This is a genomic window from Paraliomyxa miuraensis (genome assembly GCF_026337845.1).
Classification (GTDB): Bacteria; Myxococcota_A; Polyangia; order Nannocystales; family Nannocystaceae; genus Paraliomyxa; species Paraliomyxa miuraensis.
In genome coordinates this window covers 74451-88988 of record NZ_JAOVZF010000139.1, presented here as the reverse complement: position 1 = coordinate 88988, position 14538 = coordinate 74451, and the positions used below count along the sequence as shown (strand labels likewise).

Here is a 14538-nt window from a genome sequence, read left to right as displayed (position 1 = left end):
ATGACCATGGCGCTCGTGCTCGGAGGGCCGGGCGGCGTGCTGCCGACTTCGCTCGCGTTGGCCACGCAGCGCATGGCGCCGAAGGCCGCCGTGGACTTCGACGCGCTGATGGCCCAGGCCGAGGAGCAGCGCAGCGCGGGCGAGCATGCAGCCGCGGCTCGCTCGTATGCGGCCGCCTACCGATCGCTGCCCGAGGGCGAGCGAACGGGTCTGATGGGCGAGCTCGCAGTCGACAACGCGCTGGTGGACTACCGAGCGGCATACGAGCAACGGCCGGAGCGAGCGCTGATCGAGGAACCGCTCGTGTTGTTGGTGGAGCTCGAGGAGGAGCGAACACGGGCCCACGGCGCGGGCGAGGCGGAGGCGGTCCCTCCGCGGCTGCTCGAGGAGCAGGATCGTCTGCGAACCCAGCTACAGGCGCTCGAGGACGCCGAAGTGGAGGACGCGATCGAGCCGCTACCGCCGCCCGTGGAGGAAGACCGCTCGGAGCAGACCCGCCCTTCCAAACGATCGCCAACACCGCGATGGATCTGGGCCGGTCTTGGGGTCTCCGCCGGCCTCTTCCTGGTCGGGGCGAGCACGGTCATTGGAACGGGCGTGTGGCTGACGGCGCCCGAGTCCAGGTCGTTCGGGTTTCGACCCCAGCTCATCGAGGCCGGTCTCGCCACCAGCATCGAAGGCGTCAGTGAACCTGGCGACTCGAGCAACCCGGATGCCAACAACGGCGCGTTCTTCGAGGTCAACCCGGCCGAGCTGCCGCCCTTCGTGGACATCTGCGAGTACAACACGCACGACTATTCTCTCGACGGCAACGGCTTCTACGCCAAGGGCGAGCCCCTGACTGCCAACGGTGGCCAGGGGAGCCGAAACATAGAGGTCGCCAAGGTCTGCAGGCGAGGCGAGAACCTCCGCAAGGTCCAGGTCGCCTTTGGCATCGTGGCGATCGCGGGTCTCGTGTCGACCGCCACCTTCACCACGCTGCTGCTGCTCCACCGCCGCCGCTCGCACAAGGCCGCCAGCGCGTGGCAGCGGCGAGGGCTCGGCTTGCAGCTCGGGCCGACGCCAGGCCAGGGCTTCGCGGTGGGGCTCCAGGGTCGTCTCTAGCGAGCCACGCTACAGCGTCTTGAGGTACTCGAGGATCGCCTCCCGCTCTCGGGGATCCAGATCGGCGGCGAAGCGATGCCCGCGGTTGTCATGCCCCGGCATCGATGTATCGTAGCAGCGTCGGCGTCGGTGCCGCGGCGCGAGGAAGTCCAGACCACAGTCTCCCGCCTCGAGCACCAGCCCGCCCACCTCCACGTCGTAGCGATCGTTGGCGGCGGCCCGCCAGCGCCGGGGGCGAGCCTCGGGGTCCAGCACGCCCTCCAGGGTGGGCACCGAGCCGTTGTGGAAGTAGGGCCCCGAGACCCATATGCCATGGAGCGGAGGCGCCAGGTAGCCCACGGGGGCCTCCTCGATCGCATCCTGACCGAAGTCACCAAACCAGCTGTCGCGATAGTGCGCGCGCATCTGCCGGGTGATGCCACGGTGCAAGAGCATGTCGTCGGTGCCCACCACGTCGATGGGGATCACGCGACCGGGATACTCGCCGTCCGGACCATAGTGGCCGTGGCAGCCGCTGCACTCGCGCTCGAACAGCGCCCTTCCCTCGCGAACCCGCGAGGCGTCGAGGGGCCCGCGGTAGTGAGGCACCCCGAGGTGCTCGATGTCTTCGAGCAGCGCCTCGAACTGCGGCTCCCAGGAGTGGAACTTCTGACGTCCCCGTGCCCCCAGCGCAAACTGCATCAGCGCTCGCCCCGAAACGGGGACGTGCCCGTCGCTGTAGAGGAAGTCCTTGAACTGGATTTCCACCCAGTTCCCCGGTCGCGATGGCGCGGGCGTCGGCCTCGACGCGTAGCGACGGACCAGGGTGAAGCGCAGGTCCTCGTCCCGATGCGCCATCGCCTCTCCGAGGAAGTAGAACGCATTGATGGTTCCCGCGGCCTCGGACAACACCACCCTCGGCTCGTCCCGTCGGGGCTGCGGCAGCCGCAGGTACGAGAGGTCATCGAGCAGCATGGTCAGGTCCACCGTGGGGTTGGGCGGACCCACCACGAGCTCACCATCCACCCGGCGGCTGTGGCAGAGCAGGCAATTGAGCGTCACCCCGCGCGCGCCCACCGGCATCAGGCCCACCGGCATCGACGCGCCCTCTTCGGCGAACAGACCGTAGCGCTCCGCGTAGAGCTCGACCCGTTCCTCGTCCGTCGCCACGCGGTAGCGATCCCGAAGCGACGGCTCCCACGTCGTCCACAGGCGGTCGTACTGGCGACGCGTCATGAGGCGAGGGAAGTAGGGAGTGGTGCTCAGGTGCTCGACGACCTGGGCGTCGGCGTCATCCGATCGACAGCTTCGACGCTCGGCGGCCCGCGAGCAGGCGTCGGGCGGCAGTGAAGAGCGAACGGCACAGCCGAGCGCGATCATCAGGACGATGATCGAACCCAGCACGAGTGTCGCAATCCGAAGCACCTTGCTCGATTCCTGGCGCAGTACGCACCGCGCACGGTCTCGACGAGACCGAATGGTGGCAGTCTAGGAGACGCAACTTCGTTTTCACGCTGGTGTCGGCCGCGCCTCGAAGATCACGGATGATCGCGAAGGCAAAGGGGCGCAACCAACATCCAATGCACGACGAGCCGGCCGACCGGATGCACCGGCACGCGGCGGCCTGGCTTCAAGCCCCGAAGTACATGTACGCGATGAAACCGACCGGAATCGCGAGCCCAGCCGCCACGAACCACTTCCCCCGCCCCCAGAACCCCAGCCGGCCCTTGATCATCAGCATCCCGGTGATCGCCAGCACGATGAGGCTCACCGCGAACAGGTCGGCGATCCACGTCCACCAGCCCTTGATGTTGTTGAGGTGCAGGACGTTGACCTCGTAGATCAGCGGGTGGGTGTCGATGCGCTTGATCGAGCCCTTGCCGGTGACGGTGTCGACCGCGACCTCCTCGCCCTCGCCGAAGAACACCCGCAGCTGGGTCTCGGTCTCCATGAACCGCCCCTTGACCAGCTCGGGCGGCAGCTCGAGCCGCTCCACCACCGCGGCCTCCATCGCGTCGTAGCTCTCGGTGGGCAGCGGACCGATGTCGACCTCGACCGTCTCGAACGAGTAGTTCGGGTTCCAGTCCTCCATGTGGTTGACCGCGATGCCCGAGATCGAATATGCGAGCGTGAGCGCCGTGGCGGCATAGCCGATGTCACGGTGCAGCATGCGGACGAGCTTGCGCCACTTCATGCGTCGCTCGGCAATCGGGAGCGAACAGAACGAGCCTGCGGCTCAGACGTCGCTGATGACGGCGCCGCGGCCCTCGAGCTGGATGACGACCATGGGCTCGGTGACCGACTCGGGGTCGAACGGCTTGCCCGCGTCCTCGGCCATGTGAGCCTCGAACTTGCGCGTGTCCTCGAGGCTCAGGGTGCGCACGCTGACCTTGCCCTCGGCGACGGCGCGCTTGCCCTTGGCCGACGGCGGGAACACCATGTCGCCGTCCTTGACCTTGAAGCGCATCTTCATGCCGGGGCGCTCGCCCGCCATCTCGAACCAGCAGCCCCGCATGGTGCACACGTCGGTCACCATGCCCTCGACCCGCACGACCTTGCCGTCGTAGTCCGAGGGGACGTCCATCACCTGCTCGATGGACACGGCCTGCTCGCCCTGCAGCGGCGCGCCGTAGACGGTGCCCTTGGGCTGCTCGGCCGCAGCCGCGGGCGCGGCCTCCCCCGGGTTGGCGCCCGGGTTGGCGCCCGGGTTGGCGGCCACGTCGGCCGAGGCCTGGGCCTGGGGCTGCGCCGCCGAGGCCGTGGCCGGCGACTCGTCGCAGGCGGAGGCAGAGACGAGGACACCAAGGAGGCAGAGATGCAGCCGACGCATGACGAAGTCGCTTCTAGCCCAACCAACGGGCCGGCGCCAACCCCCAACACCGCCATGAGTCACTTCGTAGACCCTCGTCCAGGAGCCAGAGCGCGACCCCGCGCGTGAGCCCACGACTCCGTGTAGCCTCACTCGTCGTCGTCGCCGCCGCTCCGGGCCATCTCGAAGATCCGCGGCGGGCGAGGCTCGCCCTCGAAGTAGTCGGCGGCCTCGAGGCGCCCGAGCTGCTCGAGGCTCCGCACCAGCACCTTGCCGCTGTCGGGATACACGCAGACCTCGTCGGGGTCGTGCGCCCCGATGGCCAGGTACACCAGGTCGCCCTCGTCGTAGGGATTGGCGATCTGGTGCGCCATGCCGGTCCCCGCCGGACACGACACGCAGTCGCCCGCGCGCAGGGGCATGACCTCGTCACCGTAGCGCAGCACCCCGCGACCCTTGAGGATGAAGAACGCCTCGTCCTCGCGCATGTGGCTGTGGAACGGGCACGTGGTGCGCCCGGGCGGGAGCTGCATGAGGTTGACGCCCAGCTTGCCCCCTCGCGGTCGCATCGACGGCGTCAGCGGCTTGAACTGCGCCCCCCAGCGCTCGCCCAGCAAGCGCTCGATGGGCAACACGGAGTCGAGGTTGACCACGACCGGCGGAATGTCCGTCATCGGCCTGGATGATAGGCGGGTTCGGGCTCGGGCATGGGGGAATCGAGCCGCCGCGTGCGACGCCAGCGATGCTCGAGCCACACCGGACCAAAGGGCAGGAGCGCGAGAACGGCACCCATGACCGCATGCCGAAGGCCCAGCCGGTGGATGCGCACGACGCTTCGCAGAGCGATCACGTACAGGAGCAACAACATGCCGTGCAGCCAGCCCACCCATGCGGTGGCCGCTGGCATGCCCGCCGCGTACTTGAGCGGCATCGCAATCCCGAGGAGGATCACGAAGCTGGCGGTCTCGGCTCGCCCCAGGGCAAAGAACCAGGGCACGACGGGATCGGGCTCGTTGGTGGTCATGGAGATCTCCTCACGTGGCCCCAGGGCGCCACACCATCAGGGCCAGGGCCGCCAACAACGACGACACGCAGGCCACGGCACGAAGCCCGGAGCGCGAGCGACCGGGCTCGACGCTGCTCACCGCGAGGTCGACGGCGAGCAGGCCCAGCACCAGCGAGCCCGAGATCCACGGGGCCCCGAGCGAGGCCCCGGTGGCACGAACGAGCCCAAAGCCCGCCAGCGCGGTGAGCAAGAAGCCCGGAGTGGCCAGCCAGTAGGCGGCCCGCCGCCGGATGGCCGGGGTCCCGCCCATGAGCGCCACCGCGATGCCCATGGCCAGGGCCAGCACGCCCACGAGCTTGAAGAAGCGCAGCCACAGCCAGGGGTCGCTCACGATCGCACCTGCCTCACACGAAGATCTCCACCGAGAGCTTGTCGTCGCGATTGAGCGACTCGAACAGCTTGCGGCGGAATTTCTTGGCCTTGTTGACGAGCTGCCCGCACATCTCGTCGATGGAGATCATCGCCATCACCGTCTGGAGATAGGCCTCGATGAGGTCGTCGAGTCCCAGGCCCAGGCGGTTGAAGTCGCGTCCGTCCATCAGCAGCAGCCGATCGGTCTGGGTGGACCAGGTGCCGTCTTCCTTCTTGTAGGAGAGGTTGGTGCCCAGCATGTCCCACGAGTCGTCGGCCTTGGACAGCGAGGAGGTCAGCGGGGTGCGAGCGCGCCGGGCGTAGATGGCAATGGGGCGAAAGCCGTTCTTGCCCGCGACCGCCATGCAGCGCAGATCGGCCACGTAGATGTCGCCCTTGCGATCGGGCACCGTGCCCACGTGATAGAGGCGTCCGGGCTCGGGCGCCGCGCTCCAGCTCGAGTTGCCGATGAGCGCCTGGACGATGAACTGATCGTAGTGCTGCTCGGAGTCCATGAAGCGCTCAAGCTCCGCTCGCGAGGTGATGGTGTAGACCCCCTGCCCCGCGTTGCTGTAGGGGTTCTTGATCACCCCCAGGCCCCCCATGCGCTCGATCCACAGCGGGACCTCGGCCCGCGAGGCGTCCCAGATGGTCTCGGGCACGTGGATCTTGAGGCCGTCCTTGGCGAGCTTGGCGTTGAGCAGGTCGTAGGCCTTGGCCGCCACCAGCTTGTTGCGCCCGCCCGCGAGGCAAGCGATCGCGGGGTTCAGGATCGGCGTGCGGCTGACGGGCGGCAGGCGGTTCCACGGCCGCTGGGTCACATAGCGCATGGCGGCGCGGATCGGCACCCACTGGCCCTCGGCCGAGCACACCTCGAGGGTGCGGCTCTCGGTGAAGCGCGCGGTGCGTTCCATGTCGCCGTCGTGATAGGGCACCAGGTGCACGGGCTCGCGGGTGAGCTCGGCGATGGTGGCCGCGTAGCCCGAGGCCTCCATGAGGTTCTTGTCGTACAGCACGGCCAGCTCGCCGGGAGGCAGCGCGCGCGAGTTCATCATGTCGAGGAAGGTGTGCTCGACCAGCAGGCGATAGCCGGCCATCTCGTCGGCCTCGGCGATGAGCGGCATCGACTTCTGTCCCGAGGGGCACGAGTTGGTCTCGATGATGACGATGCGCCGCTGGCCGCTGCGATTGCTGGTGACGAACAGGTCGGCCCCGCCCCAGCGAAAGTACGACGGCGTGTACCCGAGGATCCGCCGCACGGACACGGCATCGGCCTCGGGATGCAGGTGACAGTAGCGCTCGGCGATGCGCTCGTTGCCCAGGTTGAAGAAGAACCGCACCAGCGGGTGGATCTGGGCGTTGAGGACCCGCTCGTAGAAGTGCTTCTGAGGGTCGAACTCACCGGGTTTGACGAGGACGGGGCTGGCCACGATGGAGTCTCCGCGGGCGAGGATGGCACGAACCCCACCGGTCTACACGCCACGTGGGGGAAACGTTGGTGTCGCGGCCGTGGCTCAGGCCATGCGGAGCATGTGGCGAGGCCACAGGTGCCACTCGAGCACGGCGCAGCGGGCGGGCGCGAGGCCATCGACCGTCAGCTTGGTCAAGCCGGCCTTCTTGATGCGAAAGCCGCCACCATCGTCTCCACAGACGATCAGCGAGACGAAGCGCCCGAGGTCGGGCTCGTGGCCGACGACCATGACGCGATGCTCGTCACCAAAGCGCTGGGCGATCGCGCTGACGACGTCGACGGGGCGTGCCCCTGGTCCGAGGGCCGGGCACTCCTCCACGCGATCGTGAATGCCCAGCGCCGCGGCGACCACGTCGGCGGTCTGACGCGCACGCACGATGGGGCTGGTCAGGATCCCGTCGAGGACCACGCCCAGGCCGTCCCAGGAGCGGATCGTCCGGCGCAGGCGCTCGCGTCCCTCGTCGGTGATCGTGCGCTCCGCATCCCGAAGCTCGGGGCTGGAGTCGACCGCCATCGCATGTCGCAGGACGTAGAGCTCCATGGCGGCCTTCCTCTCGTCCGGGCACTCAGCTCGGTCCCGGCTCGGCTCCGTTCTCGGGGGCATCCTCGGGCGGGGCATCGGGTGCGACGACCACGTCGACCCCCTCGCCGCGCGGCATGGCGAAGCGGCTCTCGTCGATCGCCGGGTTGATCTCGACCTCCGTGATCTCCTGCACCACCTGCTGGATCTTGGCGTCGATGACCTGGCGGTAGGCCAGCTTGATGCCGTCGACGTCGCGATAGTCCTCGAAGCGCACCTCGAACGGCTGCTTGCCCATGGGCGTGACCTGCTCGAACCCCTGTCCGACCTGCAGACCCGACTCGGCGTCGAAGCTCATCACGACCTCCAGGCCCGAGCCGGACTCGAGCCGAACGTCGTAGATGCGCTTGCCGTCCACGGTGCGCTCGGCCACCGTCTGGGCGCGCTCGAAGTAGCGCTTCCACTCGGCGGCCAGCAGCACGCTGCTGGCCCATGCATGTTGCTCGGCCTCCACCCCGAAGAGCCGGCGACGCCCGTGGATGGGGTCCTCGGCCCAGATCTCGTCCCCACGCTTGCCCGCGCGCATCGTGCCGATGCCGGGGACCTTCTGCTCCATGTAGAAGTCGCCGGCCTCCCACCAGATCTCCAGATCTCCGTGGATGTTGTGGCCGACCATGTCGATGGTGCCGCGATAGTGGAAGCTCTGGACGCGGGCGATGGCGGCCTTGCCTCCCATGGCCTCGGTCGCGCGATCGAGGACCCCCTGGGCCTCGGGCAGCGCCGGGGTGGCCTCGGCCGCAGCGGCAGGAGTTCCGTCGTCCGCCTCGAGCGAGGCCTTCGAACCACCTTCGTCCTTGGCTGGAGCGGAATCGCTCTTGGTACAAGACGGGCTGCCGGCCAAGGCCCACAGCACGGGACCGATCCAGACCCAAGGGCGTCGGTACACGAGCACTAGCGAGCAGCGTACCAGGGCGAGCCCCCACCCGACCAGAGCGGCGCTTGGCGGCCGGCGCTCAGGGAGTGGGGGATGGGCTGGACCCATCCGGGGGCGCCGGGGAAGCGGGATCGGCAAGCGTCGGAGGTGGGCCCAAGGCGCCCACCACATGGCGCTGCGCGGCCTCGAGCACGGGGTCGCGCCCGGCGGCGAAGTCCTCGCGGGTCTCGACCACGGGCACGTCGGGCACGACGCCCTTGCCCTCGACCACGGTGCCCTTGGGTGAAACGAAGTCGGCCACGACGTACTGCAAGAGGGCGCCGCCGTGGAGTTCCTCGATCAGCGAGGGCAACGCGGCCCCCGCCGAGGGGTGTGCGCCCACCACGGTGATGCGCCCCAGATCGTGCAGGCCCACCACGAACAGCTCGGACGCGCTGGCGGTGCCTTCGTCGACGAGCACCGCGACTGGACCATCGAAGGCCTGAGGCTGGCCGTCGACGGCGAGCTTCTGCTCGAAGTCCCGAAAGCGCAGCGTGCCCAGGCTGCCGTCCTCGCGCAGCAGGAGGCGGGCCACGGGCACCACCATCGTGCCCACTCCGCCGGGATTGCCGCGCAGATCGATCACCAGGCCCCGCATGCCCTCGCCCCGCATCTCGGCCATCGCGCGGGTGACCTCCTGGACCATGGGAAGCATCCACACGTTGAAGGCGAGCAAGCCCACGTCACCGTCGAGCATGCGGTGCTCGACCCGGGTGGGGATGTCGCGAAGGTTCCCCAGGGTCACGCGCTCGCCCTCGGGGGGCAGGCACGGCACGATGCGGATCGCCAGATGCGGCTGCGGCTGCGGCTGCGGCTCGACTCCATCGTCCGGCTTGGCTGGTGGTTTGGTCGGTGACTTGGTCGGATCGGTGACCTTGAGCTTGTGGGTCATGCCCGCGCGCTCGCACGAGAGGCGCACCGCGACGGCCCGGCTCACCTCCAGGGCAAGGGCGTTGGGCTCGGTGCGGCCGCGGACGCGCTCGACGAGGCGACCGACCGGTTCGTCGTCGATCGCGAGCAGGGTGGCCCCCGCATGCACGGGCCCCTGCGGGCCATCGGCACGGCTCTCCACCACCACGAGCTGATCCTCGATCCAGCGCACCGTGAGCGCGGGCGAGGCAGGGCCCATCGACTCCTCGTTGCGCGAGGGGGGGAACAGGCGCAGGTGGCTCTGCCCCAGCTCGTCGAGCATGGCATTGATGTGCGCGTAGGCCTCCGCGTCGGAGGAGGCCTTGGCCACCTTCTGCGCGTAGACCTCGCGCAGCTCGTCCCACTGCAAGCAGCCCAGGGTCGGATCGAAGTGCTTCTCGAGCACCGTGCGCCAGACCTCGTCGAGCAGGGGCGCTTGCGCCCCCTCGACCAGCGGCGGCACCTCGGACAGGTCGAGGGTGGACCAGTCGTGGCACTCGGGCGGGGGCACGTCGGGGGTGGTCGCGGCGGCCGGAGCGGCCCTTGCATCCCCGGTGGCCTCGGGTTCCTTGCACGACAACAGGCCGAGGCCCGCCGTCGCCAGGCGGAAGCAAGCGATCCAGCCGACGCTTCTCGAGCGGCTCGAGCGGCCAGGAGACGGGACGGTCACTCCCCGGTCACTCGTAGGTGACGCGCTCGAGCGCACCGAGATCGAGGACGACGATCTCTTGTCGACTGAGGCTGAGGATTCCGTTGCGCTGCATACGGTTGAGCGCGCGCGAGATCTCCTCGCGGACCGTGCCCAGACGCGCGGCAACCGTGTTCATGTCGAGCTGGCGCGGGATCACGCAGGGCGTGCCCTGCTCGGCGCCGTTGCGCACCGCCAGCGTGAACAAGAAGGAGGCCAGGCGTCGCTCCACCGAGCGCAGCGACAGGTCGAGCACGAGGTCGATGAGGCGGTTGGCCCGGAAGGCCATTTGCCGCATGAGCGCAAACGCCAGCTCCTCGGACCGAGCGATGAGCCTGACCACCTCGTTGGTGTCGAAGCGCCAGATCTCGGAATCGACCATCGCGAAGGCCGAGGCCGCGGCACGCACGTCGCCGGGGAGGAAGCCCTCGCCGATGAGCTTGCCCGGCTCCGCCAGATAGAGGATCTGCTCGCGGCCCTCGCTCGAGATGAGGCTGAGCTTGAACTCCCCAGACTTCACGAGGAATAGCCCGGGGCCGGGCTCGTCGCGCCGGAACACGGATCGCTTGCGCTTGATCTCGATGAGCTCGGCGTTGCGGCACATCTCGTTCATGACCTCGTCGGGAATCTTGTCCCAGCCAGCCCATCGCTTGAGCGACTTGGCGATGAGCTCGGCCTCGGCGGCGTCGACTGGCATGGCGCGGAGCATACCCGTTGGGCGAGGGACATGCGACCGCTCACGCCGCAAGCGGCGCCGGGAGTGAGCGGGTCGGAGGAACGCTTGCGGGGGGCGGGGGACGGGGCTTCAAGTCGTTGAAATGACTGGGTTCGATACGGTTCGAGCCCGGCGAGTGACGGAGGCCGCGAGCGTCATCCGTGCCGGCCGGCTACGGGGGGGCGGGCGGTGTCCTGGCGCAGCGGAATCCGACGGCATTGCTGGAAGAGCCAGGTCCGCTGCTGCTCCGAGCGGTCGTCCGAAGAGGCGGGGCGGTATTGGTCCACGCACCGCCGCGCTGCACCCGTGAGGTGCCGGTGTCCGGGCCCGCTGGGTCGACCAGGTCGGCGGGGTCGTACTGGCCCCCGTACCAGTCGGCCGTCCACTCCCGCACGTTGCCGGCCATGTCGTGCGCCCCGTATGGAGAGACCCCGAGCGGCCTGCTTCCCGCCAACCACGTCCTGCCAGCCCCGCAGCCGTAGTAGGAGGTGCCACCAGCGCTCATCACGGCATGGGTACAGCTCGCCGTGGGCGTGTCACCCCATGGGTACTCCCGCCCGTCCGTTCCCCGCGCTGCCTTCTCCCACTCTGCTTCGGTCGGCAGCCGCTTCGTCCCATCATCGGCCCACCGGCAATGGCTGTCGGCCTGAAACCAGGTCAGGCAGTTGACCGGGTGGTCTTCACGCCCCACGACCTTCCAGTTGCAGTTGGCGCTCGTGCCCGGCTCACTGCATGCGCCGGCATCCACACACGCGGCATAGGCCTCCACCGTCACCTCCGTCTCGTCGATCCAGAACGCATCGACGTGCACTTGGCGGATCGGCTGCTCGTTCGACTGCTGGGTCGAGCCCATCTCGAACACCCCGCCCGGCACCTCGACCATCCCCAGCGGAGGCCCACACCGGGAGACATCGAACTGGCAGCTCGCGCACGCCAACTGCCCCAGGCCGAACCCGACGCTCTCGCACGTCGCTCCGTTCCAGTCGGTGCCGTCGCACTCCTCGCCGTCCTCGACCTCGCCATTGCCACACTCGGCGATGGGGCCGGTGGAGGTCGCGTCCGTCGTCGAGTCGGCGATCGTGCCGCTGCTCGTGCTCGTGTCGCTGCTCGTGCTCGTTTCGCTGCTCGTTTCGGCCACGGGGGCAGGCAACGGATGCGGGTACTCCAGGCATCCCGTGACCGAGACCACGCCCACGAACATCCAAATCCGTCCTTCCTCCATGCTCGACTCCATCGTTTGCGTTTCGACATCGACTGTCCCTGCTCAGAAGCAGCCCGAGAGCGACAAGGCGCCGCCGCCGGGAAGGAGCGAGAGCGAGGGCTGGATCGCGACCTTCGGTCGGTGCGGCTGGCGGTAGCGCTCGAATCCCGACCGGCCCCTGCGATACGCACGGCTGTGGAGCGCGAGCGCCAGGCCCGTGGCGGCGATGGGGATGCCGGTGGACCAGCCCACCTGGGCCACCAGCCACTCGGGGGAGCGCGTTACGTTCACGTTCTTGCCGTACACGAGGAAGTCATCGCGAAAGAACACCACGGCGGCGATGGCCCTCGATGCGGTCCACCATGCCATCCCGGAGCCGAACAACGCCCAGCCCAACCACGCCCGCGGGGTGATGCTCGTCCTGCCAAGGCGGACGTCGTCATGGGCGAGCCACGTCCCGCTCCGCGCCGCCCCGCCGCCGAGCAGTCCCATCCCGACCCATGCCCCGATCGCTACGGCGGGCACGCCGACCTCTGCGCCCGCGCCGTCGGAGGAGTTGCAGTAGCCTTCGGTTTCCCTACAGATGAAGACCAGGGCGCTCCGAACCACCACCGCCGAGCCGGTGAGGGCGAGCCCCGTCCAGAAGAGCGGCTTGCCGCTCGGCGGCTCGGGTGGGTACGGCTTGGGGCTGGGACCCGTCGCGATGGTGTTCATCGCTCGCCGTTGTCGTCGCAGCCGCCATGCACCCCAGCTCGTGAGGCCCACGCCCACGCCTGCGAGCGCCGCTCCCCCCACGACGAGCCCGGCCGCGATGCTGCGCTCACGCCGATGCCACCGGTCCAATTGTTCGCGAAGGCCGTCTTCGTCCGGGTACTGGTCGATCTCCAGCGCGGTGAGTTGCTGGTCGTGCCACGCATCGACGGCACCGAACGTCCACGCGCCGACACCCACGAGACCGATGCCTCCAACGAAGGCGGCGGTCCCGGAGCCTACCTTTGCCCATTCGAGCCCGGGACGCGATCGTGGCGGCTCGGCCAGCGCGTGCTCGTCATCGATCGGCTCGTCGGGCTCTGGCTCGGACGTCTGGACCGCTCCGGAATCCGGCTCGGCCGGCTCGGTCGGCTCGGCGCTCGCGGTCTCTTCCTTCGGCTGCAGTTCCTCGAGCCTGTCCGTCACCCGCGCGAGCTCCTTGGCCAGCCCAGGTGACACAGCCCCGTGCCGTGCCTCATGGCGCTCGATCAGCGCAACCTCTTCTTCCAGCAGCGCGAGGTTCTCGGGATCCGCCTCCTGGGCGAGCACCAACTCGTCCACCGCGAGGTTGAACGCGAGCCTCTCGTCCGCGTCGGGCCGAGCGCGCTGGGCGAGCGCATCGAAAGCCGCCGCATACGCACGCGCCGCCTCCACGTGGTTGCCTGCGGCCCGGTACGCCTCGCCCTGCGCCATCAGCTCGGTGGCCGACTCCCGCGGCGCTCGATCGTCGGCGACCTCCACCTCGTCGAACGGGCCCGGCGCTGCGCGTGCGCAGGGAGCCGCCACCATGCCCGCGAGCGTCACCACGACGACCATCGATGTGAGAGACGAGCGAATTGGAACTGGACGACGCATGACGGCTCGCTCCGCCTCGATCCCGATGTCGGTGCCCACCGTGCTCAGAAGCGGCCCGACACCACCACGGTGCCGCCGCCGGGAAACAACGAGAGCGAAGGCTGCATCACGACCTTCGGGCGGTGATGCTGCTCGAACTTGGTCCGGTTCTTGCGGTACGCACGGCCATGGAGCGCGAGCGCCAAGCCCACGGCGGCAACGGGAACGCTCGTGAACCAGCCCACCCCATCCATGATCGATGCGGGGCCGTCCGCTCGGGTCCCGCCGAAGAGGATCGCCAATGCGATGCCTCTCGATATGACCCACCATGCCGTGCCGACCCCGAACAACCCCCAGCCCAGCTGCTCACGCGGAGTGATGCTCGTTCCGCCACGAAGGACGTCCCCGTGCGCGAGCCGCTTCCCCCTCCGTGCAGCCCCTCCACCGAGCAAGCCCATCCCGACCAAGGTACCGATCGCACCGTAGGTCACGCCGTACAGCAAGCCGATGTCACAGTCGACCGCTGCGTCCGCGTCATTGGACACACAGTTGAGGGCCGACGCGCCCCGAAGCAGCACGGCCGAGGAGGTGATGATGATCCCCGCCCGGACGAGGTGCTTGCCGCTCGGCGGCGCGGGTGGATACGGCGGGAGAGCGAGCGGGTCGTCGTCATCGACGCCTGCTTCGGGGCCAGGCGCGTGCTCGGTCGGCTCGGCGCTCGCGGTCTCTTCCTTCGGCTGCAGTTCCTCGAGCCTGTCCGTCACCCGCGCGAGCTCCTTGGCCAGCCCAGGTGACACAGCCCCGTGCCGTGCCTCATGGCGCTCGATCAGCGCAACCTCTTCTTCCAGCAGCGCGAGGTTCTCGGGATCCGCCTCCTGGGCGAGCACCAACTCGTCCACCGCGAGGTTGAACGCGAGCCTCTCGTCCGCGTCGGGCCGAGCGCGCTGGGCGAGCGCATCGAAGGCCGCCGCATACGCACGCGCCGCCTCCACGTGATTGCCTGCGGCCCGGTACGCCTCGCCCTGCGCCATCAGCTCGTTGCCCGACTCCCGCGGCGCTCGACCGTCGGCGACCTCCACCTCGAACGGGTCCGGAGCAGCGCGTGCGCAGGGGGCCGCCACCATGCCCGCGAGCGTCACCACTGCGACCATCGACGTCAGTGACACGG

15 protein-coding genes are annotated in these 14538 nt (G+C 69.1%); 1 reads left to right on the top strand and 14 read right to left on the bottom strand.

Going from position 1 to position 14538, the window contains the following annotated elements; translation table 11 throughout:
• A complete protein-coding gene (locus tag OEB96_RS07875; RefSeq protein ID WP_266214854.1) occupies positions 1-1104 on the top strand; it encodes a hypothetical protein in 1104 nt (367 codons plus the stop codon).
• Between the two features lie 9 nt (positions 1105-1113).
• On the opposite strand, the gene OEB96_RS07870 is transcribed toward OEB96_RS07875, so the two are convergent.
• From OEB96_RS07870 to OEB96_RS07805, 14 genes are all read right to left on the bottom strand, one after another.
• The gene (locus OEB96_RS07870) at positions 1114-2487 is read right to left on the bottom strand and encodes a c-type cytochrome (protein WP_266214853.1); all 1374 of its coding nucleotides are present in this window, start codon (positions 2485-2487) and stop codon (positions 1114-1116) included.
• A gap of 226 nt (positions 2488-2713) precedes the next feature.
• On the bottom strand, positions 2714-3277 hold the full coding sequence (locus OEB96_RS07865; RefSeq protein ID WP_266214852.1) for a PepSY-associated TM helix domain-containing protein: 564 nt from the start codon (positions 3275-3277) through the stop codon (positions 2714-2716).
• Between the two features lie 42 nt (positions 3278-3319).
• Positions 3320-3913: a DUF4920 domain-containing protein gene (locus tag OEB96_RS07860; protein ID WP_266214851.1), complete on the bottom strand. Its 594-nt coding sequence runs from the start codon at positions 3911-3913 to the stop codon at positions 3320-3322.
• Between the two features lie 128 nt (positions 3914-4041).
• Complete coding sequence (locus OEB96_RS07855; RefSeq protein WP_266214850.1) at positions 4042-4566, bottom strand: cupin domain-containing protein; 525 nt, start codon at positions 4564-4566, stop codon at positions 4042-4044.
• A complete protein-coding gene (locus OEB96_RS07850) occupies positions 4563-4916 on the bottom strand; it encodes a DUF3817 domain-containing protein (protein ID WP_266214849.1) in 354 nt (117 codons plus the stop codon). The genes OEB96_RS07855 and OEB96_RS07850 overlap by 4 nt, the downstream gene beginning before the upstream one ends.
• Positions 4917-4926: 10 nt before the next feature.
• Positions 4927-5289: a hypothetical protein gene (locus OEB96_RS07845; protein ID WP_266214848.1), complete on the bottom strand. Its 363-nt coding sequence runs from the start codon at positions 5287-5289 to the stop codon at positions 4927-4929.
• A 13-nt stretch (positions 5290-5302) separates the two neighbouring features.
• Positions 5303-6739 (bottom strand): ATP-grasp domain-containing protein, encoded by a 1437-nt coding sequence (locus tag OEB96_RS07840; protein ID WP_266214847.1) that lies wholly within the window; start codon positions 6737-6739, stop codon positions 5303-5305.
• An 84-nt stretch (positions 6740-6823) separates the two neighbouring features.
• On the bottom strand, positions 6824-7321 hold the full coding sequence (gene sixA, locus OEB96_RS07835; protein ID WP_266214846.1) for a phosphohistidine phosphatase SixA: 498 nt from the start codon (positions 7319-7321) through the stop codon (positions 6824-6826).
• 25 nt (positions 7322-7346) lie between these two features.
• Positions 7347-8246: a hypothetical protein gene (locus OEB96_RS07830; RefSeq protein ID WP_266214845.1), complete on the bottom strand. Its 900-nt coding sequence runs from the start codon at positions 8244-8246 to the stop codon at positions 7347-7349.
• A 67-nt stretch (positions 8247-8313) separates the two neighbouring features.
• Positions 8314-9852 carry a S41 family peptidase gene (locus tag OEB96_RS07825; protein ID WP_266214844.1) on the bottom strand — a complete coding sequence of 513 codons (1539 nt, stop codon included), beginning with the start codon at positions 9850-9852 and terminating at the stop codon, positions 8314-8316.
• 7 nt (positions 9853-9859) lie between these two features.
• Positions 9860-10567, bottom strand: coding sequence for a Crp/Fnr family transcriptional regulator (locus OEB96_RS07820; protein ID WP_266214843.1), 708 nt, complete (start codon positions 10565-10567; stop codon positions 9860-9862).
• A gap of 190 nt (positions 10568-10757) precedes the next feature.
• Positions 10758-11807 carry a formylglycine-generating enzyme family protein gene (locus OEB96_RS07815; RefSeq protein WP_266214842.1) on the bottom strand — a complete coding sequence of 350 codons (1050 nt, stop codon included), beginning with the start codon at positions 11805-11807 and terminating at the stop codon, positions 10758-10760.
• 42 nt (positions 11808-11849) lie between these two features.
• On the bottom strand, positions 11850-13343 hold the full coding sequence (locus OEB96_RS07810; RefSeq protein WP_266214841.1) for a hypothetical protein: 1494 nt from the start codon (positions 13341-13343) through the stop codon (positions 11850-11852).
• A gap of 92 nt (positions 13344-13435) precedes the next feature.
• Positions 13436-14536, bottom strand: a complete 1101-nt coding sequence (locus tag OEB96_RS07805; protein WP_266214840.1) for a hypothetical protein — start codon at positions 14534-14536, stop codon at positions 13436-13438.
• Between the last annotated feature and the right edge of the window lie 2 nt (positions 14537-14538).